Source organism: Streptomyces sp. NBC_00464, assembly GCF_036013915.1.
Classification (GTDB): Bacteria; Actinomycetota; Actinomycetes; order Streptomycetales; family Streptomycetaceae; genus Streptomyces.
Map to the genome: position 1 here is coordinate 8,424,127 of NZ_CP107899.1, position 24,360 is coordinate 8,448,486.

The 24,360-nt window shown below is 68.7% G+C and carries 20 protein-coding genes and 2 pseudogenes; 17 read left to right on the forward strand and 5 right to left on the reverse strand.

The window, feature by feature from the left end; translation table 11 throughout:
* Window positions 1-535: 535 nt before the first annotated feature.
* The 4 genes from OG912_RS37640 to OG912_RS37655 all read left to right on the forward strand — a co-directional run bounded on the left by OG912_RS37640 (window position 536) and on the right by OG912_RS37655 (window position 2,808).
* Window positions 536-1,591, forward strand: a complete 1,056-nt coding sequence (locus OG912_RS37640; RefSeq protein WP_327713273.1) for a type II toxin-antitoxin system prevent-host-death family antitoxin — start codon at window positions 536-538, stop codon at window positions 1,589-1,591.
* A gap of 262 nt (window positions 1,592-1,853) precedes the next feature.
* Window positions 1,854-2,087: a hypothetical protein gene (locus OG912_RS37645; protein WP_327713274.1), complete on the forward strand. Its 234-nt coding sequence runs from the start codon at window positions 1,854-1,856 to the stop codon at window positions 2,085-2,087.
* Complete coding sequence (locus tag OG912_RS37650; RefSeq protein ID WP_327713275.1) at window positions 2,087-2,359, forward strand: hypothetical protein; 273 nt, start codon at window positions 2,087-2,089, stop codon at window positions 2,357-2,359. The genes OG912_RS37645 and OG912_RS37650 overlap by 1 nt, the downstream gene beginning before the upstream one ends.
* 206 nt (window positions 2,360-2,565) lie before the next feature.
* Window positions 2,566-2,808, forward strand: coding sequence for a hypothetical protein (locus OG912_RS37655; RefSeq protein WP_327713276.1), 243 nt, complete (start codon window positions 2,566-2,568; stop codon window positions 2,806-2,808).
* Window positions 2,809-2,882: 74 nt separating this feature from the next.
* Here the strand turns inward: OG912_RS37655 and OG912_RS37660 are convergent, their stop codons facing one another.
* The gene (locus tag OG912_RS37660; RefSeq protein ID WP_327713277.1) at window positions 2,883-3,293 is read right to left on the reverse strand and encodes a MarR family transcriptional regulator; all 411 of its coding nucleotides are present in this window, start codon (window positions 3,291-3,293) and stop codon (window positions 2,883-2,885) included.
* A gap of 267 nt (window positions 3,294-3,560) precedes the next feature.
* Between OG912_RS37660 and OG912_RS37665 the strand changes: the two genes are divergently transcribed.
* From OG912_RS37665 to OG912_RS37715, 11 genes and pseudogenes are all read left to right on the forward strand, one after another.
* The gene (locus OG912_RS37665; protein ID WP_327713278.1) at window positions 3,561-5,747 is read left to right on the forward strand and encodes a DUF4158 domain-containing protein; all 2,187 of its coding nucleotides are present in this window, start codon (window positions 3,561-3,563) and stop codon (window positions 5,745-5,747) included.
* A gap of 130 nt (window positions 5,748-5,877) precedes the next feature.
* Window positions 5,878-7,047 (forward strand): tyrosine-type recombinase/integrase, encoded by a 1,170-nt coding sequence (locus OG912_RS37670; protein ID WP_443061122.1) that lies wholly within the window; start codon window positions 5,878-5,880, stop codon window positions 7,045-7,047.
* A complete protein-coding gene (locus OG912_RS37675) occupies window positions 7,044-7,391 on the forward strand; it encodes a helix-turn-helix domain-containing protein (RefSeq protein WP_327713279.1) in 348 nt (115 codons plus the stop codon). Before OG912_RS37670 ends, OG912_RS37675 begins: the two co-directional genes overlap by 4 nt.
* A gap of 4 nt (window positions 7,392-7,395) precedes the next feature.
* Complete coding sequence (locus OG912_RS37680; RefSeq protein ID WP_327713280.1) at window positions 7,396-9,708, forward strand: hypothetical protein; 2,313 nt, start codon at window positions 7,396-7,398, stop codon at window positions 9,706-9,708.
* A 251-nt stretch (window positions 9,709-9,959) separates the two neighbouring features.
* Entirely contained in the window at window positions 9,960-11,033 is a 1,074-nt protein-coding gene (locus tag OG912_RS37685) for a hypothetical protein (RefSeq protein WP_327713281.1), read from the forward strand.
* A 3-nt stretch (window positions 11,034-11,036) separates the two neighbouring features.
* The gene (locus OG912_RS37690; protein WP_327713282.1) at window positions 11,037-11,285 is read left to right on the forward strand and encodes a hypothetical protein; all 249 of its coding nucleotides are present in this window, start codon (window positions 11,037-11,039) and stop codon (window positions 11,283-11,285) included.
* 72 nt (window positions 11,286-11,357) lie between these two features.
* Complete coding sequence (locus OG912_RS37695; RefSeq protein ID WP_327713773.1) at window positions 11,358-12,359, forward strand: Tn3 family transposase; 1,002 nt, start codon at window positions 11,358-11,360, stop codon at window positions 12,357-12,359.
* Window positions 12,360-12,547: 188 nt separating this feature from the next.
* Entirely contained in the window at window positions 12,548-12,973 is a 426-nt protein-coding gene (locus tag OG912_RS37700; protein WP_327713283.1) for a hypothetical protein, read from the forward strand.
* Window positions 12,970-16,053, forward strand: coding sequence for a tetratricopeptide repeat protein (locus OG912_RS37705; RefSeq protein ID WP_327713284.1), 3,084 nt, complete (start codon window positions 12,970-12,972; stop codon window positions 16,051-16,053). The genes OG912_RS37700 and OG912_RS37705 overlap by 4 nt, the downstream gene beginning before the upstream one ends.
* Before the next feature lie 150 nt (window positions 16,054-16,203).
* Window positions 16,204-17,172 carry a recombinase family protein gene (locus tag OG912_RS37710; RefSeq protein WP_327713285.1) on the forward strand — a complete coding sequence of 323 codons (969 nt, stop codon included), beginning with the start codon at window positions 16,204-16,206 and terminating at the stop codon, window positions 17,170-17,172.
* A gap of 323 nt (window positions 17,173-17,495) precedes the next feature.
* Window positions 17,496-17,597 (forward strand): annotated as a pseudogene (locus OG912_RS37715) (site-specific integrase); the annotation flags it as partial.
* 118 nt (window positions 17,598-17,715) lie between these two features.
* On the opposite strand, the gene OG912_RS37720 reads toward OG912_RS37715, so the two are convergent.
* The gene (locus OG912_RS37720; protein ID WP_327713286.1) at window positions 17,716-19,800 is read right to left on the reverse strand and encodes a LamG domain-containing protein; all 2,085 of its coding nucleotides are present in this window, start codon (window positions 19,798-19,800) and stop codon (window positions 17,716-17,718) included.
* A 203-nt stretch (window positions 19,801-20,003) separates the two neighbouring features.
* Window positions 20,004-20,186 carry a hypothetical protein gene (locus OG912_RS37725; protein WP_327713287.1) on the reverse strand — a complete coding sequence of 61 codons (183 nt, stop codon included), beginning with the start codon at window positions 20,184-20,186 and terminating at the stop codon, window positions 20,004-20,006.
* 761 nt (window positions 20,187-20,947) lie between these two features.
* On the opposite strand from OG912_RS37725, the gene OG912_RS37730 reads away from it, so the two are divergent.
* Window positions 20,948-22,498 (forward strand): DNA primase family protein, encoded by a 1,551-nt coding sequence (locus tag OG912_RS37730; RefSeq protein ID WP_327713288.1) that lies wholly within the window; start codon window positions 20,948-20,950, stop codon window positions 22,496-22,498.
* A gap of 148 nt (window positions 22,499-22,646) precedes the next feature.
* Complete coding sequence (locus OG912_RS37735) at window positions 22,647-23,036, forward strand: DUF6009 family protein (protein WP_327713289.1); 390 nt, start codon at window positions 22,647-22,649, stop codon at window positions 23,034-23,036.
* 88 nt (window positions 23,037-23,124) lie between these two features.
* Here OG912_RS37735 and OG912_RS37740 read toward each other — a convergent pair.
* Window positions 23,125-23,540, reverse strand: a pseudogene (locus OG912_RS37740) (leucine zipper domain-containing protein); the annotation flags it as partial.
* Between the two features lie 301 nt (window positions 23,541-23,841).
* Entirely contained in the window at window positions 23,842-24,345 is a 504-nt protein-coding gene (locus OG912_RS37745; RefSeq protein WP_327713290.1) for a hypothetical protein, read from the reverse strand.
* Between the last annotated feature and the right edge of the window lie 15 nt (window positions 24,346-24,360).

Here is a 24,360-nt window from a genome sequence, read left to right on the forward strand (position 1 = left end):
TTCCCCAGGCAGAATCGGGTGAGCTATGAGGCTGTGAGGGTGTGAGACAGAGGTCGCGCCGGTTCCTCCGCACGCCCTGCCCCGGCCGCCGGCCCGGAGGACGATGGAGTCGTGGGAACCCGCGACCAGGATCAGGACGCCGTCGTCGAACCCGCGTGGCCGCCGCTCACCGCAGACAGGCCCGTAAGATCACGGCTGGGCTGCGCGCGGCGATGGAGGACATCCGGCGCTCCGTCGCGCTGCTCACCTCCCCGGGTCCGCGCCGCCCACTCCGCCCGCGTCTGGGAGTCGCGGGCCGCGGCCCCACCACCGGGCGACTGCCCGCAGGCTCTCCGGGTGTGGCTTTGATCGTTGGTTGGCGAGGCTGGGGATTCGAAGCCCCAGGTGGCCGTGTTTCGTGGATTTCTTGCTGGCGGCTCCGTTGGCCGCTTGGTGGCGAGTCAGACCGCACAACGGTGACGCTCTGTAGTGTAGTGGCGGTTCAGAACCCGCCCCCGGCCCGGCCGGCGCATCTCCGCCGATAATGTCCCCTCGTATGGACAACGTTGAACTGAGCGACGCCCTAGCGGACTTCGCGGGTCTCGTCCGTCGCGTCGAGGAGACCGGCAAGCGGGTGTGTGTCGTCGAGGGCGGCGAGCCAACGAGTGTGCTCCTCCCCGCGGCGGAACTCGCCGAGCTGGAACACTTTGCCCAACGGGCCCGCGACGGAGCACGACACCGGCCCAGATCCAGATCGGGGCAGGGCCACCCGTTCGGCCCGGACCCGCAGGCCCCGTACATCCGGTACGTACACGCCGACGGGGGGCGGATGACCTTCGTGCGGGACCGAGTGGTCGTGGCCGAGCTGAGGTCCGTGGCAGAGCTCGACTGGCTGGAGGACAGGGCGCGCACCGCCCGCCAGGGCTACATGCCCCCGAAGCAGGCGGCCGCGTTCGAGGAGTTCCTCGCCCGCCAAGGCCCGGTGGGCGACGGCATGGCATGGATCGCCGGCAGCTGGCGGTGCCAAGAACCCTTCACGAAACTCGTGTTCATCAAAGGGCCGACCGCCGAGGATGTCGCCCTCGCCTACGGGGCCGACCCGCAAGATATCGCCGACGGGCTGCTGCTCCACCAGGTCGAGGAGCGGGACGCACGGGAGGGCACCGACGACCTCACCCGCGTGCTGGCCTTCGGGGAGGAGAACGGCTGGACGTGGCTGGGCTACCACGACGTCGACCACGCCTTCTCGCGCTCCCTCGACCCGCCTCCCGAGCAGCGGATCACGCTCAGCGCGACCATGGCCAAAGGCATCTACGCCTTCAGCTACTTCGAGGACGGCGTGTACCAGAACCCCTTCCCGATCGAGGACGGCGCCGAAGACCGGCGGGACATGTACGAGCTCATCTGGTACACCCCGGGCGAGGCGCCGTTCGCCCCGGAAGCACCACTGTCCTTCCTCAACCTGCACCTCCGCATCGCGGAGAAGGCAAACAACTGGCCGGACAACATCGCGCTCTTCTTCGAAGGCCTGGAACGGGCCTTCGGCCTCACCCTGCCCCGGAAAGCAATCACCTCCGGAAACGTACGCTGCGCCCATCCGACCCGCCGCTGAACCAGGGGCGCGAGGCGCACTACCGGGACCCCGGTACGCCTCACCACGTACAGCTGCGCCAGGACGGCGCGAACCCGCCTGGTGCAAACGAGGCCTCGAGCGAGCGTGACTCACAGTCACCGCCTGCCAGTGCCCGACCTCCCGCGCACATGTGAGGAGCACGGAGCGTACTTACGGGCCGGGTTCCCACAGAGTGCTCCCGGGCCCGCCTGCCCGGCGATACCGTGGTGAGACACGCCAGTTCTGCCCTCTGGAGCCCTCGATGAGCGAACAGCCGGCCCCCGCCGACACCGCCGCCCGGCAGCTGGAGCCCGCAGCCGCCGACGCGGTGCGCGCGTACGCGGCCAAGGCCCGTGCCGACGCCGACCGGTTCGCCGCCGTCCTGGAGGACATCGCCACCAACGGTCTGCCCGACCCCGAGCAGTGCACGCCGTGGGAGGAACTACGCGAGACCCACCTCACCCGTCTCGCCGCCCAGCGCCCGGCCGTCGCCTGATGCCCAGGCAGCACCGCCGACGCCGCGCCCGGATCACGTTCTCCGACTCCGCCGCGAAGCAGATGGAGAACCTGACCAGCGAGGCCGACATCCACGCCCTGGACCGCGCCCTGGTCGTCATCTCCGTCGACCCCGACGCCGGAGAGCCGCTCCCCGGGACCGCCGCCGGCCCCCGGCTGCGCCAGTACGCCGACGAAGTCGAGCGCGTCCGGATCCTGTATTGGGTGACGGCCCTGAAGACCGTGGTGGTCGTGGCCTTCATCGAGGCGTAGCAGCCGCCTGCTGCCCTCCCGCTGCTCGTGCTGCACGGCTGCATGGTGGCTCGGGAGGCAGCGCATCATTCGCACGGCCCGATCGGCACACAGGTACGGCTCGTGCAGCAAGCCGGCCTCCCGGGTGCAGCAGACGCTGCCGATGTGCGCTGCATCCGGATGCGGATTGGTCTGGAGGACCAGAACAACCTGGTTCACCTGGCGCAATGGGCTTGAGGATCGATATTAATGCCGCCTCTGGCACCATTCTCGGAGGTCTGGCTGCTGCAGGCGGTCAGTTCACGGTCGCCGGAACAGCAGCGGCCATAACGCTCGTGCCCTACGTCGCCAGCAAATTCATGACTCGACGCCAGGAGATCGCGACCTCGCCGGTGGCCTTCCTGCTCGCCGCTGACCGGGATCTCACTGGCAGGCGCTTGCTGAACATGCGACGAGGTTCCTGGTGGTGAGCATCTCTTGCCCTCACGGGTAACACGGCTTGCGACCTGCCCGGGGGCAGCACCTGTGCGTTGGTCGAGTGGGTTCAAGCGACACGAAGTTTCTTACGCCGTTCGAGGGCGAGCTGCTCGCGGTAGTGCTCGACGGCCTGGTGGAACCGGGTGACAAACTCCGGGTCGTCCAGGCGGTCCTCGACGGGCATGTCATCGATGGCGCGCTGCGCCGCGGCGGGTGACTCGTATCCGGCGAGCGTCGCGTTGATCCGGTAGAGGCCGTTGCGCTGCTTGGTGACCAGGCGGGCGAGTATCAGGTCGCGGAGGCCGGAGGTGACGCTGGGGCGGCTCAGTCCCGGCAGGGCCGCGATCTGGTTCTGGCCCATCTCCACGCGGCCGCCGGACTCGCTGCGGGAGCGCAGGGTGAGCAGCACGCGGTAGGCAGGCTGGGGGAGGTCCAGGGCCGCGACGACGCCTTCGCCGTTGACCGGTGTGAATAACATGCCCCCTGCTCCTTCTCCTCTTGTGCGTCGAACCGCTTGCGTCGTTCCCGTCGCTTCGCGGCGCGTTCCTTGCGGAGCTCGTCGATCGCCTCGCGCATGTGCTGCAGCGACGGGTGGCGCACCAGTTCCGACAGGCTTCCTGCCCGGCCCTGTTCTCGTATAGCTACCGCCAAGTGGCGTGTAGCACTGAGTAACTTCCGTAGCCCCTCGTTTCCCCGCCTGGGTCGCCTCGTTGAGCTGAACGAGTGACGGCGAAGGATGGGGCGCATGCGGCAGGACTGGGAGCCGGAAGACCTGATCGAGGTCTGGACGCTGCTCGAAGACGACATGAAGAAGGTACGGAACAAGTCCGGGGCGACCCGGTTGGGATTTGCGCTGTTGCTCAAGTTCTTCGAGGTGGAGGCCCGGTTCCCGGAGTCCGCCAAGGAGATGCCCGCGGCGGCGGTGGAGTACGTGGCCCAGCAGGTGAAGGTCCCCGCCGAGGCGTGGGACGCCTACGACTGGCAGGGCGACCGGATCAAGCGGCACCGCAAGGAGATCCGGGAGGCGTATGGGTTCCGGGCGAACACCGAGGAGGACCAGGAGCGGCTGGCCGAGTGGCTGGCCGCTGAGCTGTGTCCGGTGGAGCTGTCGCGGGATCGGCTGGCGGCAGCGGTGGTGGCACGCTGCCGTAACGACCACATCGAGCCGCCGGCCCCAGGCCGGGTCGGGCGGCTGGTGGGCAAGGCGGTCAAGGACTTCGAGGCCCAGTTCTGCCGCAGCAGGATGGAGCGGATCTCACACGCGACGCGGTCGCGCCTGGAGGACCTGGTCGCCGGCAGCCACGACGAGACGGGCGAGGGAGCGGACGGCCATGATGCGGTGTCGGCCGGCGGGCGTTCGCACTTCGCCGAGCTGAAGGCCGACCCGGGGGCGCCGGGCCTGGAGAGCCTGCTGGCGGAGGTGAACAAGCTTCAGCGGGTGCGGCGGCTGGAGCTGCCCGCGGACTTGTTCGCGGACGTGTCGGAGAAGCTGGTGGACGCGTGGCGGGCGCGGGCGTCGAAGGAGTACCCGGCGAACCTGGAGCGGATGAAGCCGCCGCGGCGCCTGACGCTACTGGCCGCGCTGTGTCATGTGCGGCAGACGGAGATCACCGACTCGCTGGTGGACCTGTTCATCCAGCTCGTGCTGAAGATCAACACCCGGGCGGAGCGGAAGGTCGACAAGGAGCTGAACGCCGAGCTGAAGAAGGTCCGGGGCAAGGAGGGGATGCTGCTGCGGGTCGCGGAGGCGGCGCTGTCCGAGCCGTCCGGCACCGTGCGGCGGGTGATCTATCCGGTGGTCGGCGGGGAGAAGACGCTGAAGGCGCTGGCAGCGGAGGCCGCGGCGAACGAGGCCCGCTACAAGGCGAGGGTCCGCACGGTGCTGCGGTCGTCGTACTCGGCGCACTGGCGCCGGATGCTCTCGCCGCTGCTGGGCGCGCTGGAGCTGAAGTGCAACAACACTGCCTACCGGCCGGTGATGGACGCTATCGATCTGCTCCAGCGCTACCTGGACCAGCCGCTGAAGGAGGGCGCGTTCTTCGATCCGGCGGAGAGCGTGCCGCTCGCGGGGGTGGTGCCCGAGCACTGGCGGGCGGCGGTGGTGGACGACAAGGGCCGTGTCGAGCGCATCCCGTACGAGCTGTGCGTGCTGGTCGCTTTGCGGGACGCGGTGCGGCGCCGGGAGATTTGGGTGGTGGGGGCGAACCGGTGGCGTAACCCGGAGGACGACCTGCCGGCGGACTTCGAGGACAACCGGGACGTGCACTACGCCGCGCTGGGCCAGCCGCAGGACGCCGGGGAGTTCATCGCCGCCCTGCAAGGCAAGCTCCGCACCTCGCTGGACCGCTTCGAGCAGGCGCTGGCGGAGGGCACGACCGGCGGGGTGGCGATCGTCAAGAAGCACGGCGAGCCGTGGATCAGGGTCTCCCCACGCGACAAGCTGGAGGAGCCCGAGAGCCTGGTGGCCATCAAGGGCGAGATCGAGCGGCGCTGGGGCACCATCGACCTGCTGGACATCCTGAAATACGCCGAGTTCGACACGGACTTCATCGCCGAGTTCACCTCGGTCGCCACCAGAGAGATGCTGTCCAAGGATGTGCTGCGGCGCCGGCTGCTGCTGGTCCTGTTCGGTCTGGGCACGAACATGGGGATCAAGCGGGTCGCGGTGACGGGCAAGCACGGCGAGTCGGAGGCGACGCTGCGGCGGGTGCGGCACCTCTTCGTCAACCGCGCCAACATGCGCGCGGCCTTGCGCAAGCTGGTGAACGCCACCTTCGCCGTCCGCGATGAGATGTGGTGGGGCACGGGCACTGCGTGCGCCTCCGACAGCCGCAAGTTCGGCGCATGGTCCAGCAACCTGATGACCGAGTGGCACCAGCGCTACCGAACTGGAGTAGGAGCGGGTTCCCCGGAGCTCTCCCTCGCCGCGTAGCCGCATCTCAGCAGCTCAACCACCAACCGCAGTCCGAACGCCAGCCGTACGGGATTCCGCCAGTTTCACCAGGATTCATGGAGAGATTCGTGTAATCTGCCGTGCTGTGGTGGATTCCAGGACACGCCTGCTGTCCGTCGTACGGCCCCGCGGGGGTGGCGACGCCGAGGACCCTACCGAGGAGCCGGTGCTGGAGCCGGACCTGGCCGACATCGTCACGCTGCAGCGGCGCCAGTCGGCCGCCCTCACCGATGGGGACGAGGAGTCGTTCTTCCTGGACACCGTCGCCGAGTACCAGTGGGCCCGGGACGCGGCCGGGCTGGCGGTCACGACGCTGGACCGGCTGGTCAAGCCGGTCATCGAGATCTGCCAGCACTACGGCCTGGTGCCATGGCGGCTCACCCCTCGGCAGGTCGACCGGTACTTCGCCGGGCCGGGCAAGCGCGGCCGCTCCACGGTCCGGCAGAAGATGAATCAGATCGACCACTACTTCGCGTTCCTCGAACAGCGCTATGCCGGAGAGATCGCCCGCCGGTTCGGGGCGGCTGTCGAGTCGCCCATCGACCCGTTCAACCGGCCGAAGCACCGCGGGGACTTCGGGCTGCGGGTGCCACCGTCACACCGGGCCACCCGGGAGTTCTTCGCCGGTTGGCGCAACTCGTTGGAAGACGCGCGTAAGCCCGTCATCGCCCGCCGCGACTACGTGATGGGCAAGCTCACCTACATCTCTGGAGTGCGGGCCGCCGAACTGTGCGGCGTGTGCATCGGAGACGTCCACTGGGAGTCCGGGCAGTGGGGCCGCTTCCTCGTCAACGGCAAAGGCGCCCACGGTTCCGGTCCCCGGCAGCGGGAGGCATACCTGTTCCAGGAGGGCCGCGACCTCCTGTGGTGGTACATCGAGGAGGTCCGGGGCGAGTTCAGCGACGACCCGGAGGACCCGAGGGCACCGTTGTTCCCTTCCGAACGCCTGCCGCCGGCGGTCGCGGCGCTGAACGTGCCGACGCCGGGCATCGCGGTGACGCCGTCGACCTTCCGCAAGGCGCTGAAGACGGCCGGGCAGCGGTTCCTCACCGGCCCGGTCACCCATCTTCACCCCCACCTGCTAAGACATGCTTGCGCGACCCACAACTATGAGCGCGGGATGTCGCTGTGGGAGGTGCAGAAAATGCTCGGACACGACCGGCCAACGACCACGGTTTCGTACCTCGCGACCGCTCACGCGGATCCTGAGGTGGCGAGCCTGGCCGCCTCCGGGCGGGCCGTGCAGCGACTGGTGATGGACAAGGGGAATCTGCGGTGAAGTGGAATCTGCGCTGGGCAGCGGCCAAGCGTGACATCTGGCGGCCCAGCGACCTACTGGCCGCGTTCCAACAGGTCGGCTTCAACCCGTCGTTGAGCAAGGTCGCCGCCCTGTGGGGCGGCAAGCCGATCTCGGTGAGGCTGGACGACCTGGACAAGATGTGCGCCGCGCTGAACTGCACGGTCGCCGACCTGCTGGAGGCCGAGCCGCTGGCCGCCGCCGACGGAGACGAGCGGGAAACCGGCAAACGGGCGGTGGGGGCCGAGGATGGAGCGGTCCGACCGGTCCGACCGATCCCACGCAAGGGCCAGGGCCGCTCGCGCCGGTCGCTGCCGCCGAACTGACGCCGTGGCGCGACGGAAGACATGGCCCGTCGGGCAGTGCCGGATCTGCCTGGGCTGGGGCGAGAAGCCGCAGTACGCCGACTGCACCGCCTGCTCGTCCTGGCGGCATCTGCATCCCGAGCAGGCACCCTGTCGCCGCTGCGGGCACGCCGGCCACCTCAACACCGATGGGCTGTGCCGTCTGTGTCTGCAGGTCATCCGGACTTTCGACGCCGAATGGATTGCCGACCCTGTCGCCGGGCGGCCGTGCCAGCTCGCGCTGATCCTGCCCGGCATCCGTCTGCCCAGGTCACAGCCGATCGACCGCCCGCTGAAAGGGCGGCCGCGCGACGCGAGCCGGCCGCGGTCCTGGCTGGACCGTCAGCGGATCGCGTCGGCCGAGCCGAGCGACGACCCGCGCGTGTGCCCACCGGCCGTAAGCGGCCAGCTCCTCCTGTTCCGCCCGCGTCGACACCTCGCCCAGGAGCATGTCCGGCGCATCCGCGACCGGGACTTCGCCGACTACGACCGCCTGCAGGCCATCGCCATCGCCCAGGCCGCTGAGCAGGGCTTCAGCAAGGCGTGGTGGCGGGCGGCCTGCTGGATGATCCGGCTGGCCCTGGCCGTCCGGGACTCCGACGGCGAGGACCTGGTCGCCGAGGAAGTCCTCGACGATCTGCCCCGCAGCCAGAACGCGGTCGCCGACATCCTGCGCGAGGCCGGTCTTCTCCGCCCCCGCCTTCGCCGTCGGCCCATCATCCCGCCCAAGCTGCACCGCAGCTGCCGGCACTGCGACTGCTGGGGCTTTCGCTCTGTCTGCTCGGGCTGCAGCAGCTGGAGCACGTGGCCAGGCAGGCACCCGGTCGGCGACTGCGGTCGCTGCGGACGCCGAAGCGTCCCGCTGCTGAACGGCATCTGCCGGGCCTGCTGTCTCCACATCGATCAGCACGGCCCCGACGCACGAAAAGAGACATGGACCCAACTGTGGTTCGGCGGTGACCTCGCACCAAGGCTGGCAATCCGCCCTGGGGCTCTCGGCTACGACGCACCGCATCACAGGGCCCGGCAACGAGCCGCCGCCGCGCGCCCGCCCGCACCATCCATCTCGCCGCACCTGGTCAACCCGGCCCAGACCGCGCTGTTCGACGCCCGGCGCGACTGGACCTGCATCACCGTCGGCGAGCTGGACCGCCTGCCTTCCCTCACCCCTGCCGCCGAAGCCCTGCTCGACGACTTCCGGCACCACGCGAAACAGCAGGGCTGGGACGAACAAGTATGGCGTCTCGCCGCCCGCAGCCTCCGCATCCTGCTGGCCCGCCTCGGCGCCGACGCCCTCATCCACGAGGCTGACATCCGGTCCTTGCCCGCCGACCGGCCCGGCACCAGCGCACGACGGATCCTGCAGTTCCTCACCCGCCACGGTCTGGTCGTTCCCGACCCCGCCCGGCAAGTCGACATCCACCAGCGGGCCATCGACCAGCGCATCCAGACATTCCCCGAGGACATCGCGGACGAACTCCGCAGCTGGGTCCTTGTCTTGCGCGGCGAAGGCCGCCGCGAACACCCCGCGATGCCGTTCGAGACGATCCGCAAGTACCTCGGCTACCTCCACCCGGTCCTGACGGACTGGGCCACCCGCGTCACCAGCCTGCGCGAGATCACCAAGGACGACATCCGGGACGCCCTCGCCCAGCGGCCCGGACCGACCGGCCGAGATCTCCTCAGCGCACTGCGCAGCCTCTTCCAAGCCCTCAAGCAGGAACGGCTGATCTTCCGCGACCCCACCCGCGGGACCTCGCTGTCCACCAGCGAACGCCTGCCCGTCCCCATCCCCACCGACCGGCTCCGCGGCCTGATCGACCGAGCCGGCACACCGATGGCCAAGCTCGTCGTCGCGCTCGTCGCCATCCACGGGCTCGGCCGACGTGAGACCCGCTGCCTCCTCCTGGCCGATCTCGACCTCGCTCGCGGTCGTCTGACGGTCCGGCGGGGCCTGCCGCACACCGTCTACCTGGATGAGCTCACGCACGCCCTCGCCGCCGACTGGGTCCGCGGCCGCCACCGGCGCTGGCCCCTGACGGCCAACCTCTACCTGCTGGTCAGTCAGCAGACCGTGGCCGACGACCGGCTACCGCCCGTCTCCACCATGGTCATGAACGACATCTTCCGGCCGCTCGGCCTGACTCTGTCCAAGCTCCGCCAGGATCGCATCCTCGACGAAGCCCGCCAGACCGCCGACCCCGTCCACCTCATGCGCGTCTTCGGCATCGCCGCCGAGACCGCGATGAAGTACATCTACACCGCCCACCCCGAACGCCGGTCCAGCCTCTGGCGATGACAGGGCAACCGATGAAATGCGGGTCGCCGGGTGACGGAATGCGTGGAGCGGTCACCGGGGCGAGCTGCACCGCGAGCCCGTCGGCGCTCCTTTGCGCGGCGTCTTGATGTGCTCCGCAGGCAGGGACCGGCGTCGACGGTCTGTCCACCCACCGGCCAAATGTGATCTGCGCCACATTTTCCTTCGCGTTGCCGTTGGACCCCGGTCGGGGGCCTCAAGGAGTGAAGGCACCTCTAACGAAGGGTTCTCTGATGGCACACAACAAGTTGACGAAGTCCCAGACCAGGCTCGCGGTCCTGGTCACCGTCCGGCATGAAGGGATGCCCGCGGCCAAGGGCACAGGCGCGGCGCGGGCTGCGCTCCGGTGGCTGATGGGCCGTCCGATGCAGCAGCACCGGTCGGTGGCCAGGCGGGCGGGACTGCAGACGGACAGCGTCGCGACCCGGCTCGTGGTGATCCCCGACAGCGCATCGCTGCGCAAGCACTACGGCTCCGATCGCGTCCCCTTCATCATCGGAGCGTCCGTGCCGGCCGAAGCCGTGCAGCTCGTCCGGCGGTGTCAGAACCTGATGCGGGCGGATTTGGTCAGGACGCTGCCGTTCAAGCGGCCGCTCACCCTGCTGCCGAGCGAGTACATCTACGGCAAGTTGGCACCGCTTGCGAACCAGTGGCCGGTTCCTGTGGGCACTTGCGATGCCTACAAGGAGGCGCACGACGCGATGGTCGCCTACGTCATGAACGGCGACGAGGAGAAGGCCATGGACTTCGCCAAGAAGTGGCAGTTGACCATTCACAGGCGCTCGGCGGTCCTGAACGGCCTGCTGGGGATTAGGTGGGACGGAGTCGAGCTGTTCAACAACGACCGTGTGATCGCTGCACTCAACCGGCAGGTGAGGACCGAGCGGAACAACCTTCTACCGCTGTATGCGCGAAAGCTGGAGTATCGGCACATCGACTGCCTGGACGATCCGGGCGCGGAGAGCAAGACCAGAAGCACACGCGGTATGAGCAGGCGGCGGACCGCGACCCGGCGCAATCCGGTTGAGGACCACGCGATGTACAGCCAGCCTTTCGGACATCACCCATGTCTGGATGCCCTGCTGGTCGACTTCAATCCCGAAGAGGCGCGCACTGTCGCCATGTACGTGTTCAGCAACACCAACGCGGATTGGCACGACGCCGCGCTACTGGCACAGGCGAAGAACCCGAAGCAGTTTGGCGAACGGGTGCGGCGCAAGTTCCTGCGTGCGATGCAGAAGCACCGTACGACGGCGAACCCCGCCGCGTGCCAGCATGGCGCCGTGGCCGACGAGACTGGAGTCTGAGCCATGCTGAAGCTCATCTCCGAGCTGTCTGTATCAGGGCTGCCGATCTGGCTGATCGCGGCAATCCTGTTGATCAGCAGCCTAGCGACTCTGGTCCTCGCCTTGGCCAGGGCGCGGGCGAGCATCATTCGGGCGCACGGCGCATCCGGCCGCACCGTCGCCCTGTTCGAGAGCCGACTCCGCTACAAGCAATGGAAGATCGCGCACCGGGACCGGCAGCGAAAGTGGTCACGGCGCAGCGCGGACCAGTAGGGCAGGCCTCGGCTCCTGCTGCTCGGCACCGTAACTGGTGCCGAGCAGCAGGAGGCCACGCGCGGGGCTAGCATGGTTGGCCTGACGCGAACCCACCCCACCCGAGGCCTCCATGCTCCAACCAGACGCGGGTTCCGCCCCGTTCGCGTCCAGGAATCCACGAACCCGCGCGCTTCGGGCCCCGGCGTGATGATCTACTGGCATGTCGAGCGGAAGTCCGTCTGCATCTACTCACAGCTGAAGTCCTGTTCGGCATCCGAGGTCGCCTCGGTGATCGAGGGCGTGCTGCGGCACTGCACCGACATGGTCGTTGACCGGCAGTACACCGACACGCACGGCGCCTCCATCGTTGGGTTCGCCTTCGCACACATGCTCGACTTCAAACTGATGCCGAGGCTGAAGAACATCGGCTCGGCGAAGCTGTACCGACCCGCGGCCGGGGAGGACGACCAGTGGCCGAACCTGGGCCCGGTGCTCTCCACCAAGACGATCGACTGGGACCTGATTGCCCAGCAGTACGACCAGATCGTGAAGTACACCACCGCCCTGCGCCTGGGTACCGCCGAGGCCGAGCAGGTCCTGCGTCGGTTCACCCGGGGAGGGCCGAAACACCCGACGTACCGGGCGATCGAGGAGCTGGGCCGGGCAGTGAGGACCTCGTTCGTCTGCGACTACCTGGCCGACGTCGAGACGCGGCAGGAGATCCACGAGGGGTTGCAGGTGGTGGAGAACTGGAACAGCGCGAACAAGGACCTGTTCTACGGCAAGGATGGCGACCTGGCCGGTGCGGACAAGGAGTCCCAGGAGGTGTCCATGCTCGCGCTGCACCTGCTCCAGTCGGCGCTGGTGCACGTCAACACGCTGCTGATGCAGGAGGTGCTGGCCGATCCGAAGTGGGCGGACCAGCTCACCGACGCGGACCGCCGGGCGTTGTCGCCGCTGTTCTGGACGCACGTGAATCCGTACGGCAGGTTCGAGCTCGATATGGACGGCCGCCTCGATCTCGGTCCTGGCGGAGCTGTCCCCGGCCAGCGGACGCAAGAACCGCAGCCGGCTGCCGCAGCAGCGCTCTGAGGTACTTCCGTCGGGTCGCAGGGAGGATGGGTCCTTCCCCAGGAGCGCGGTGGGGACGGGAACCTGACCGTCTCGGGTGAGCGTCTCTCGGGTAAAGACGCTGTGTACCCGGCGTTAGGGCCCTAGCGTCATAGTGCGAATCGCGGGCAGCCAGTGACAGCAGGGGGTTGGGGATGTTGAGTGAGGCGTTGACGGCGTTGGCAGCGGCGGGGGGCACCGCCGTGGTGCAGGCGGTGGGGACCGATGCGTGGAACGGCCTGCGAGGTCAGGTGGCGCGATGGTTCGGCCGGGGGGACACCGAGCGGGAGCGCCGAGAGGTGGAGCGGCTGGACAGCAGCGCGGCCGAGCTCGCGGCCGCAGACGACAGTACGGTGGAGCTGGTCCGGGAGCGCCACGAGACCGTGTGGCGGACCCGCATCGAGACCCTGCTGGGGAACCTGGGCGACGAGCAGCGCGCCCATGCCGCCGACCAGTTGAGGGAGTTGCTGGAGCAGGCCGGGGCGGGGCCGGCTAGCGACGGTGCGCTGGTGTCCGACAACACGTTCAGTGGGCCGACCGCGTTCCAGGCCGGGAACAACAACCGGCAGGATGTCCGCTTCGGCCCCGAAGCATGACCGACGCCGGCCCCGGTGGCGGCGTTCGCGGCAGCACTTTCATCGGACCGACCGCACTGCAGGTCGGTGACCACGGCACCCAGCACGTCCAGTTTGTCTACCACTGGAAGCCTGGCTACCGGATCGAGGATTTCCCCGCTGCGGCCCGTCCGGTCCGGGCCCGCGCACTTGCCGCACAGCCCTCCCGGTTGTTGCGGGCCGGGCATCAGGTGGTGCCCTTCACAGGCCGCCGCACCGACCTCGATGCTCTGGCCCGCTGGCGCGACGAGGCGGCCGACCCGTTAGCCATCCGGCTGGTCCACGGTCCCGGCGGGCAGGGCAAGACCCGCCTGGCTGCTCACTTCGCCGAACTCAGCCGCCAAGCGGGCTGGACGGTGTGGCAGGCGGCCGTCAACGAGGCCGACGCCGACCCCCTCGCCTCCACCCCACCCCCCGAAACCGGGGTCGGAATCCTGCTGGTGGCCGACTACGCCGAACGCTGGCCCACCGCCGACCTGCGCCAACTGCTGCGCGGAGCGCTCCTGACCCGCAATAGCGTCCCAGTTCGTGTCCTGCTGCTGGCCCGCCCGGCCGGAGACTGGTGGGACAGCCTTGACACCTGGATCGGCGACCATCTCGACGCCGGCGCCAGTACCCGCCTGCTGCCGCCCCTGGCCGCCGACCCGCAGGCACGCGCCGAACTGTTTCAGCGGGCCCGGGACCGCTTTGCCGACCACCTCGGCCTGCCAACCGACCAGGCCCTCTGTATCGGTCCACCCTCGACCTTGGACACCGACGATGACTACGCCCAGGTCCTGACCATCCACATCGCGGCCCTGGCCGCCGTCGACGCCCGCCGCCACGATGACCATGCCCCCACCGACCCCGCCCGCGCCTCTGCTTACCTCCTGAAACGCGAACGCTCCTACTGGAGCGAGCTGCATCGGCCCCCGGCACGAGTACTGTCCACCGGGCCGACCGCGATGGGCCGCACCGTGCTGACTGCCACTTTCACCCGGCCCCTGGCCCGTGACCCTCACGGCTGGGACGTCCTGCACCGCACCGGGCTCGCCGACACCGACGCAGCGGCCAACACCCTCCTTGACGACCACCAGCGCTGCTACCCCCCGGCCCACAGCCACACGGTCCTGGAACCGCTGTACCCCGACCGCCTCAGCGAAGACTTCATCGGTCTGACCACCCCGCCCAGCCCTGACGATCCCAGCGCATCCCACCCAGTGTCCGGAGCGGTCACCGACGACTGGGCCCACCAGATTGCCCAACGCCTCATCCTTGGCCGCACCGGCACCGACGCGCCCGCACCCTGGACCCGCGACACCCTGACCGTGCTGATCGAAACCGCCCGCCGCTGGCCCCATGTCGCCACCGGCCAGCTCTATCCCCTGCTCACGAAACATCCTGAACTCGCCCTGCACGCTGGCGGCGCCGCCCTCGCGGCCCTGGCCGGACTCGACCACATCGACGTCAACGTTCTGGAAGCCATCGAGCCCCACCTCCCCACCGGCCGGCACGCCGACCTCGACGTCGGCGTCGCCGCCATCACCTCCCGCCTGGCCCGCCACCGTCTCGCCACCACACAAGATCCCCTCATCCACGCCCGCACCAACGACGCCCTCGCCATGGCCCTTTCCCATGCCGGACTCCGCGACAACGCCCTCACAACCGCGCAGGACGCTCACGCAGCCTGGCAACGCCTCGCTCGAACCACCCCCGCCTACGAATCCGACCTCGCCGCCTCGCTGATCAACCTCGGGGCCAATCTGTCGGAGATGGGGCGGCGGGCGGAGGCCCTGACCGCCACCGAGCAGGCGGTGGAGATTTACCGCCGGCTGGCGGCAGGCAACCCGGACGCCTACGAATCCGACCTCGCCGCCTCGCTGTCCAACCTCGGGGCCAATCTGTCGGAGATGGGGCGGCGGGCGGAGGCCCTGACCGCCACCGAGCAGGCGGTGGAGATCCGGAGGCGTCTGGCGGCGGTCGACCCGGCGGCCTACGAATCCGACCTCGCCCTTTCGCTGTCCAACCTCGGGGCCAATCTGTCGGAGATGGGGCGGCGGGCGGAGACCCTGACCGCCACCGAGCAGGCGGTGGAGATCCGGAGGCGTCTGGCGGCGGTCGACCCGGCGGCCTACGAACCCGACCTCGCCCTTTCGCTGTCCAACCTCGGGGCCAATCTGTCGAGGGTGGGGCGGCGGGCGGAGGCCCTGACCGCCACCGAGCAGGCGGTGGAGATTCACCGCCGGCTGGCGGCAGGCAACCCGGACGCCTACGAACCCGACCTCGCCGCCTCGCTGTCCAACCTCGGGGGCGATCTGTGGAAGCTGGGGCGGCGGGCGGAGGCCGTGACCGCCGCCGAGCGGGCGGTGGCGATGTACCGTCGGCTGGCGGCAGGCAACCCGGACGCCTACGAACCCAACCTCGCCATTTCGCTGTCCAGTCTAGGCGTCCAGCTGTCGGAGACGGGTCGGCAGGCGGAGGCCCTGACCACCACCGAGCAGGCGGTGGCGATGTACCGCCGGCTGGCGGCAGGCAACCCGGACGCCTACGAACCCAATCTCGCCCTTTCGCTGTCCAACCTCGGCGTCCAGCTGTCGGAGACGGGTCGGCAGGCGGAGGCCCTGACCGCCACCGAGCAGGCGGTGGCGATCCGGAGGCGTCTGGCGGCGGTCGACCCGGCGGCCTACGAACCCGACCTCGCCCTTTCGCTGTCCAACCTCGGGGACGATCTGTCGAAGCTGGGGCGGTGGGCGGAGGCCATGACCGCCATCGAGCGGGCGGTGAGGATGTACCGCCGTCTGGCGGCAGGCAACCCGGGCGCCTACGAACCCAACCTCGCCATTTCGCTGTACGTCTTAGCCTCAGTGCGTTTTAGGGGGGAGCAGGATCTCTCCGGTGCGTTGCGAGCCACGAGCGAGGCAGTGGAGATCTACCGCAGGCTCATCCCGATGAGGTCCCACCCGCTTCTCTTTCTCTCGCCTCTGCGTGAGGTGTTGAGCCTGCAGGTAGAGGTGCTCATCGGCCTTGGCCGACTCCAGGACGCGCAGACAGTCCGTGACTGGCTCGCGGCCAACCGCGGCTAACCCGATTCCCACAAATGACCCTTTCTCGGAGCAAGATCAAGAACAGTCGACGGAAGCGGTCCGGGTCGCGGATTCACTGTCACAACTCGTTCTCACTCAAAAGTGGAACCAGGCGTGTTCTGGGAAATGTTTGTGACAGTATCCGGGGTCATGACGGACCCTCTGATCGCACTCATGTCCGAAGCGGACGACGTCGAGCGCCACCCCTGCCCACGCTGTAACGCTCAGCCAGGCTCACCCTGCCGCTCGCGTTCCGGCGCGGTTGCCGGGACCTACCACACCGGCCGCTTCACCAAGGTGCCCCGGCTCGCGAAACTCCTGCGCGTGCCCACCCCCGCCGACCGCGGCCCCGGCCAGCCGTGGCGGCCCGGTACCCCGGCGCCCGCGCCTGTCGATCACGACACCCCGACCGCGGACATCCGCATCGGGTACGCGCGGTGCTCAAGCCTCACCCAGGAACTCCAGTCGCAGCTCGACGCGCTCGCCGGACACGGCATCCCACGGGACAAGATCTTCGCCGAGAAGATCAGCACCCGGATGCGGGTCCGCCCGCAGTTCGAGGCCGCGCTCGCCGCCGCGAGGGAGATCAAGGCCCACGCCCCGCACTGCCGCGTCATCTTCACGGTGAACGAGATGAAGCGTCTGGGACGCGACGCCGCGGAGCTGACCGCGCTCGCCGACCACCTCACCGCCCACGGCCTGGTCCTGGAAATGCTCGCCGGCCCTCTCCAGGGGATGTACGACCCCAGCGGACCGGGGCGCCTACTGTTCGGGTTCTTCGCAGCAATGGCGGAGACGGAACGGGAGAACATCCGGGAGTCCACCCTCGAAGGGCTGGACGCCGCGGCCCGCAAGGGCAAGCACGGCGGCCGACCGCCGGTCATCACCGACGACATGCTGCACACCGTGCTCCGCCGCCGCGCGAACAGCGAGACCGTCGAGGACATCCAGCCCGACCTCCTCATCCCCACTGGCCGCCGCAAGGGACAGAGCCCCAGCCTCTCCAGCATCTATCGGGCGCTGGCCGAGCACGAGAAGACCCAGGCGTACCCGGAGGCCGTCGAAACGGCACACGCCGACTTCGCCGCCCTCCAGCAGCGCGACCGCAGCCCCAAGTAGTTACTCAGCGCTACACACCACCTGGCGGTAGCTATACGAGAACAGGGCCTGCCCGCAGCTCTTCCAACGCGTCCTGCTGGTCCACCTGCACATACTCGGAGCGGCCTTCGGCTCCGCGCGACCAGTTCAACCCGCGACGTACGAGTACGGCGGGTTGAACTGGTAGACGCCGGGTCGGCGCTTCAGCACGATTCCGTGGTCCATGACGTCCTGGTGCGCCGGGTTTGTCGCGGCACGTCCAGGATCGCCGCCATGTCGTCCTGGGTGAGAGGGATCTGCCCGCCGGCCCTCTGACCGGCGATCAGCCGCAGGGGCAGCGCTTCGCCCGCCATTCCGCCCTCACCCACCTCGGAGAGCAGGGCGCCTCCCTGCTGATGTTGATGGGGAAGTCCCAGCACAAGAAGCCGGAGAACGTCCGCCGCTTCCCGTGCCGTCGGTGTACGCGCGGCCGAACCGCAGTCCAGTCCGTGGCCACCGCCGCAGTGACGGCTCCGCCGCCCTGGGGGGCCGGCTCGCAGGGGCGCTGCGAGCGGGCCACGTTTTCTACAGGTCCGGGTGCTCGCCCGGTTCGCAGAGCCGGCGGATCTCCGTCGGCGACAACACGCCGGCATAGGTGCGTACTTCGTCCACGTCGCCGTCGAGGTGGTGGGACCCGCCCTGCCCCGCGCCGTCCCGGCCGACCTGGAGCGCTCGGTAGGCATTCCAGGCGTCGGTCGCGGAGTACGGGGCGCTGTCGGCGAGGGTCCCGTCGACGAAGAGGCGGACCTGGCCGGCCTTGCTGTCGTACTGCACCGCGAGGTGGTGCGTTCCCTCGCCGTAGAAAGCGGTCAACCTGGTCGCCGGTGCCTCGGCGGTGTCGGCATGGGCAAAGACGGCTTCCCAGGTGGTGTCGCTTCCCCGGTAGCGCAGGGTGAAGGCGTCGGCCTCGTCGCCGCCCTGGGCGAGGATCGCCATGTCCTGTTCGGGCAGCCACTCGTGCAGCCGTACCTGGGCCGTGACGGTGTAGCTCCGGTCGGTGTCGACCTGGTGCCCGTCGCTGTCGAGGTAGTCACCGTCGCCGTCGAGCGAGATGCTGCCCTCGCCGGTCAGTGGGTCGGTCGTGTCCAGGTGTGCGTCGCCGGAGAGGATGAGGCTCTGGCTTCCGCCGGCATCCGGCGTGTCGATGTACGACTCGTCGGTGCGCACGGTGTTCATCGCCCAGTACCCAGTGCGCTGCGGTGTGCGGTGGCCGATATCGGCGATCTCGTCGGGCAGCACGATCCGGTCCCAGACGCGGACATCGGCAATGTCTCCGTGCCAGGCGCCGGTCCAGTGGATGCCGTCGTCCTCCATTTCGCGCCCGATCTGCAGGTATCCCTGAGTGCCGTCGGGGACGGCGGCGTCGCCGGATCCGGCGAGGGCGCCGTCGACGTAGAGCTGCGCGGTCCCGGTCACCGGGTTGTAGACGCCGGTGAGGTGGGACCAGTCGCCCGGCATCGGGGAGCCGCCCGTGATGCGGGTCGCCCCGGCCGTCCCGGGGAGGGAGAAGGTGAAGGAGGGCTGTCCGTCCTCGCCGAGCGCCGTGCCCAGAGAAAAGTTGGAGGGTGCCAGAAAGCCGGTCTGGCTGACCGCCGTCATGCCCAGGTCGGTTTCTTCGGGACGGACCCACGCGCTGACGGTGAAGGTCTTGGTGGAGTCCGCGGCGCCGGTCTCGGCCACGAGACCGGCGCCGTAGGAGCCGTCGAACGCGGCGGCACCCACGGCGGTCGTGCCGCTCGGGCCCTCAGCGCCGAAGGTGACGCCCGCCTTCAACCAGGCCGGCGTCCCGCCGGCAGCCGCCTCGGCGCTCATGGAGCCCACGGGGTCGTCCAGCTTCCACCGGGCGACGTCGCCCGCGGGCGAGCCGACCAGGATGGTGTACCGGGTGGGCTCGCTGACGTTCCCCGCCCCGTCGACCGACTGGACCTCCAGGGTCGTCACTCCCGGGGAGGGCGGCGTCAGCCGCACGGTCACCGGCCCACCGCGCTCGTCCGGTCGCGCGGTGGCCGCGACCGCCCCCACACCGAAGGCGTAGCGATACGCGGTGACGTCGGGAGAGGCCGAGGCGAAGGTGAAGGCCGGGTAGCGCCCCACGGCGTCCACCCACTCGTCGCTGCCGAGCGGTATGTCCGACGAGGTGACCTGAGGCGCGGCTGGTGCGTGGCCGTCCTTGACGTACTGGCACCGGCCCTGGTGCAGCGAGTCGCTCCAGGGGCCGTAGCCATCGGCATCTTTGGCCCGTACCCGCCAGCTGACCGGTCCCTCCGGGACCGTGTCCGGAACCGTCCAGGAGAACGCCGACCCGTCGGCCTTGAACGTGGTGGCGGCCCGCAGACGACTCGGCTCTGTGGAGCCCTCGGTGTTCCAGGTGACTTCGAACTGCGCGCTGACCGGATCGCCGTCGGGGTCGTTCAGTACGGCCCTCAGGGTGGGGGAGAACCGCACCTCGGTCGGCGTGACCGCATCACAGGGCCGGTCCCCCGTGGCCAGTTGGTCGAGGGACGGCCGTGCCGGCCGCTGCCCGGACAGCGCGAAGGCCGGCAGCGAGGTGCCCATGGCCATCCCTGCGGCAAGTACGACGGTCAGTGCGCGAAACGTGGTTCTTGGCACGATACGACTCCCGGTCGGTCAGCACGGGGACCCGCGTCATGGCATGGCCGAAACGGGCGGCCCGCCATCCGGCCCGTCCCCCCTCGCAGGTGAAGCACTGTCACCAGCACCCCATCCGCCCCGTCGTGACCTTATCGGCGAGGTGTGACAGCCGCTCCGATTTGCGGACCAGGCGGACCAAGGGGCCGCCGCACGGTGGAAGGTCACCCCGTGACGTGGAGCTGGAGATGCGGGTCGCACGGCTGCCCGTCGCCCATCGGCCGCACCGACTGACCGATCAGGGTCCGGGGTACCGCTGCACCTGCCGCGAAGTCGTCCGTGCCGGTGCTGACGCGCAGCTGCGCTTGGCGGCCATGCCCGCCGAGGCTCCGTACAAGCCTGAGCATGACGGGCCGCACACTCCCTCGCACCGACTTGACGGGGGAAAGCCAGGTTCCGCGGCCTGATGACGTCGGCCGCCGTCTCTGTCCCGTGGCGTGTTCGGTCCCGTTCAGTCCCGCATAGAGAAATGCCAGGTCAGCATGGGTGAACTCTTCTTCCACGGGACTAACGGGACTGAACTCTGGGGTTATCACCTATATATGTACTGTCATGTACACGCGGGCGCGCACATACAAGTAGTGCTCTATGCGGCTCATAACTGACAGTTTCAGTCCCGTCAGTCCCGTGCATCGGGTCCGTAAGCCCCTGACCTGCCGGTATGTGGAACGGGACTGAAACCCTCAGCGGCTGACGGGACTGAACTTCCGACGGCACCGCCCCCCAGGCCAGCTTGCGCGGGGCTGACGGGACTCAACTTTCGGGACACGGCGAAGAAGCGCTTCTGTGGCCGGGTGAGTGGACTACGCTCTGTTTCGCAATGCCGACAGTTCAGTCCCGTCAGCCCCGTTGAGCCCGCACCTCTCCATGAGGCCGTGGCAGGTGGGGCGGACTGGGCGACATGGTTCCAGTACGTATCGCGACAAGGACAGCCGTTGCCCCGTCAGCCCGAACCCCTGCCGACCGGGTCCGCCGCGTCGCCGGACCACGGCGTTGCCGGCCAGGAGACCTCCCAGGACAGGCGGGTGGCCCCGTCCTCAGGAGGCATGACCGTCCGCTGTGTGCCGAACGTGGATGCCGGGCACCGAGTCCATCTTCGAGGACGGTCATGAACGCCGAGCCGGCGCGCTTCGACGCGCAGAGGGCAGCCGAACAGATCCATGAACACAGCCGCAGCCTGTCTCCGGAACAGCCGCTTCTGCCCGCTCAGCAGTCGGACGCCCGCTACCCGGCCGCCGACACCACAAGAGTGTTGCCAGATGCGCTGACCGACCGCGGCAACGCGAAGCTGTTCGCCCGTCTCTACTCCGACCAGTTCCGCTACGTGGTCGGCATGGGATGGCACTCCTGGAACTGCTACCGATGGAAGCTGACCGGCGGCGAGGAGGCAGCGGTCTGGGCGGCCGGCGACATGGCGGAGAGCTTCGCCGAGACCGACCCGAAGGGCCGCTTCAGCAACCGGGAAGTCGCTGCGCACCGCAAGCGCTCGGAGTCCACGGCCGGAGTGAAAGCGATGCTGTTCCAGGCCCAGGCAGCCCCCGGCATGCGCCTGGACCCGCAGGTCCTGGACGGTGATATCTACGCGCTGTGCACGCCGGGCGGGGTCGTCGACCTGCGTACCGGGAAGCTCAGCGACCCGGACCCGCTGAACGACATGCACTCGCGCGCCACCCAGGTCGCCCCCCGGGACATCCCGATCCCGCGGTGGAAGAGGTTCCTCAACGACACCTTCGGTGAGGACGAGCAGGGACTGGAGACCACCCGCTTCCTGCACCTGCTGCTCGGCTACTCCATCACCGGCGACGTCGGCGCCCAGGTCCTGCCCTTCCTCTACGGCACCGGCGCCAACGGCAAGTCGGTCCTGCTGGAGGTGATCACCCAGATTCTGGGTGACTACGCCAATGCCGCGCCGCCGGGCTTCCTGATGGAGAAGGGGAAGTTCGCCGAGCACAGCACGGAGCTGACGGAACTGCACGGCCGGCGGATCGTGGTGTGCAGTGAGCTGAAGCAGAACGACAAGTTCAATGAGTCCCGCGTCAAGCTCCTGACCGGCGGCGACAGGATCACTGCCCGCCGTATGCGGCAGGACTTCATGACGTTCCGGCCGACGCACAAGCTGTGGCTGCTGGGCAATCACCGTCCCGAAGTCGGCACCGGCGGGCACGCGTTCTGGCGCCGTATCCGTCTCATCCCGTTCGAGCGGACCGTCCCGAACGAGCTGAAGATCGACAACCTTGCCGCCGAGCTTGTCCAGGACGAGGGCCCGGGGATCCTGCAGTGGCTGATCGAGGGCGCCCGCCTCTACCTGACCACCCGAGACCCGCTGACCGGGCCGGACTCCGTACGGATGGCGACCGCGGCGTACGAGACGACCGAGGACCACATCGGCCGTTTCCTCACCGAACGCTGCACCCGGTGCGCTGACGGCCGTCCGAATCCGGACCTGCGTGTCGAGCAGAAGCTGCTGTACGAGGTGTACGGCCGCTGGTGCTCGGAGGAGATGATCCGCCCGTCGACGAGCCGGGCTTTCGCCGGCCGTATCCGCCAGGAGCTCGGCCTGACCTCACCGGCGGACATGATCAAGAACAACGCGACCAAGCTCTACCCGGGCCTTGCACTCCTTGCTGAGGACTGTGACGGAGAAGGAGCACCGTCATGATGACGACTGGCACACGGTGGCCTGGGGAAGAACGACCGTACGATGGGTGGTGCTTTCGTCAGCAGTTCCGCTCGTTCCACCGAAGGAGCGACGGAATGAATGCAAGACCTGTCGGCGGGCAGCCGGCCGCAGACAACCAGGAGGCGAAGTGAGCGCGATCCCACGGGAAGGCGATCTCGCCCAGGAAGCCGAAGTCGTCTGGCTGGAGAGCACCGAAGACCTCGACTACGTCCGCCAGGCCCTCGACAAGGTCACCACCCGCCGGGGCAAGCCCCGCTACGAACGCGACGGCCGGCTCGTCGGCTACACCAACCTCGCTCCCACCGCGCCGCGGCTCCCGGACAGCGGCCTGTTCCCCCGACGCACGTTCTACCTCCTGCCACACGACCGTCCTAACCGGCCCGACGACCCTGACGGTCCCTACGCGGTCGGCTCGCCCCTCGAAGCCGTTGACCCCCGAACCATCGACGTGGGCAAGACCGGCGCCAAGACTGCCCGGTCCCAGGCCACCGCGCAGATACAGGCCGCTTCCACCTGAGACTGAGTGCCGCTTCGGGCTGCCCCGAGGCGGCACCCCTGCGTACGTGGCCAGACCGCCGCCGTGAAGAAGGTCTTTGCGGCACGTAGTGCATGAGTTTGCCGGGTCGGTCGCGTTCGTAGCGGCGTATGACGTGGCCGTTGGCCCGGTCGAGATGACTGAGCCGGGCCAGGCCGAAGCGGACCAGCATGCGGTGCACAGTGGAGGGCACCAGGCCCACCAGGTGAGCGATGCGGGCCGGTCCCCACCGCCGTGTGAGGCGGACCTTGATGATCCGGCGTTCGGTCCGGGTCGGCGTGCGCCGAGGACTGTGGCGGGGCGGCTGGAACGGTCGCTCATCCCCGCCTCACCGAGTTTGCGGTATCGCCCGGCCCGCCGCTGGGTTGTGGTCGGCGAGACCTGGAACCGCTCCGCTGCCTGGCGCAGAGCCCATCCGTCATCCATCACGCAGCGGGCCAGCCGCAGACGTCCGGTCTCGGTCAGAGGTGCATTACGGTGGGGCATGAGGGCCTTTCGGGCTGGTGTAGACGTCGCAATCCACACCGAACCCGGAAGGCCCTCATGCGTTCAAGATCACCAAGCCGAGACCTGCATCACCGTCCACAACCTCCCTGGACAGAACACCTAGGGCCTGCCCGACCCGCCCGTGAGGGCCCGAGGCCTGTGGACAAGCGGAAAGGCTGGGCAGGTCAGAGGTCATTCCACGCCCGACAACAGAAACACCGACCCGCTCATGCGAATCCATCACTTGCTAACTGAGCCAGTGGATTCAGGAGGTGTCTCGGGCCATTGTATATTTCGAACTTTATGACCCGGCAAACGGAATCGGATCACCTTCCAAAGGAAGGTGATCGCGGTAGTACTCTGACTCGAGCCAGTCCTCCTTGACGAGCAGAGGCCTCGACATTCGCACGCCATCGACCTCCTGTGAGCGCAGAAGGACCCCCAGGTCAGTCAAAGCCAGGGAGCCATCGGAGGTGTACAACAAGCAACCTCCGTATTCGGCGGCGTAGTCGAGGAGGAATTGGTGCGTCTGCTCAGGGTCGTGGCCGGCTAGTGCGAAACCTTCCAATAGGACCTGCGGGCCCATGGCTGCATTCAAAGCAATGCACGCAAGGCTGCCTGCGTCGTAGAACGCCTGTACCCCGTTGGCGAACTCTTCTTGTTCGTAGGGACCATCCGTCACTTTCTGTGCCTCTGATACTCCGAGCGCTGCGGCGACCTCAGCTGAGGTCATCCCGTACCGCAGGGGCCCGATTCCAGCTCCAGGAATGAGCTCCCAGTGCTCCCGGCTTTCGTTTCCACTCACGTAACCCGCCCCTTC

What these genes read in the sequence shown, in the direction of transcription:
- OG912_RS37695 (WP_327713773.1), top strand. Translation starts at nt 11,358, where the DNA reads ATGGTTGGCCTGACGCGAACCCACCCCACCCGAGGCCTCCATGCTCCA.
- OG912_RS37705 (WP_327713284.1), top strand. Translation starts at nt 12,970, where the DNA reads ATGACCGACGCCGGCCCCGGTGGCGGCGTTCGCGGCAGCACTTTCATC.
- OG912_RS37665 (WP_327713278.1), top strand. Translation starts at nt 3,561, where the DNA reads ATGCGGCAGGACTGGGAGCCGGAAGACCTGATCGAGGTCTGGACGCTG.
- OG912_RS37710 (WP_327713285.1), top strand. Translation starts at nt 16,204, where the DNA reads ATGACGGACCCTCTGATCGCACTCATGTCCGAAGCGGACGACGTCGAG.
- OG912_RS37650 (WP_327713275.1), top strand. Translation starts at nt 2,087, where the DNA reads ATGCCCAGGCAGCACCGCCGACGCCGCGCCCGGATCACGTTCTCCGAC.
- OG912_RS37690 (WP_327713282.1), top strand. Translation starts at nt 11,037, where the DNA reads ATGCTGAAGCTCATCTCCGAGCTGTCTGTATCAGGGCTGCCGATCTGG.
- OG912_RS37725 (WP_327713287.1), bottom strand. Translation starts at nt 20,186, where the DNA reads ATGCTCAGGCTTGTACGGAGCCTCGGCGGGCATGGCCGCCAAGCGCAG.
- OG912_RS37685 (WP_327713281.1), top strand. Translation starts at nt 9,960, where the DNA reads ATGGCACACAACAAGTTGACGAAGTCCCAGACCAGGCTCGCGGTCCTG.
- OG912_RS37655 (WP_327713276.1), top strand. Translation starts at nt 2,566, where the DNA reads ATGGGCTTGAGGATCGATATTAATGCCGCCTCTGGCACCATTCTCGGA.
- OG912_RS37660 (WP_327713277.1), bottom strand. Translation starts at nt 3,293, where the DNA reads ATGTTATTCACACCGGTCAACGGCGAAGGCGTCGTCGCGGCCCTGGAC.
- OG912_RS37730 (WP_327713288.1), top strand. Translation starts at nt 20,948, where the DNA reads ATGAACGCCGAGCCGGCGCGCTTCGACGCGCAGAGGGCAGCCGAACAG.
- OG912_RS37645 (WP_327713274.1), top strand. Translation starts at nt 1,854, where the DNA reads ATGAGCGAACAGCCGGCCCCCGCCGACACCGCCGCCCGGCAGCTGGAG.
- OG912_RS37640 (WP_327713273.1), top strand. Translation starts at nt 536, where the DNA reads ATGGACAACGTTGAACTGAGCGACGCCCTAGCGGACTTCGCGGGTCTC.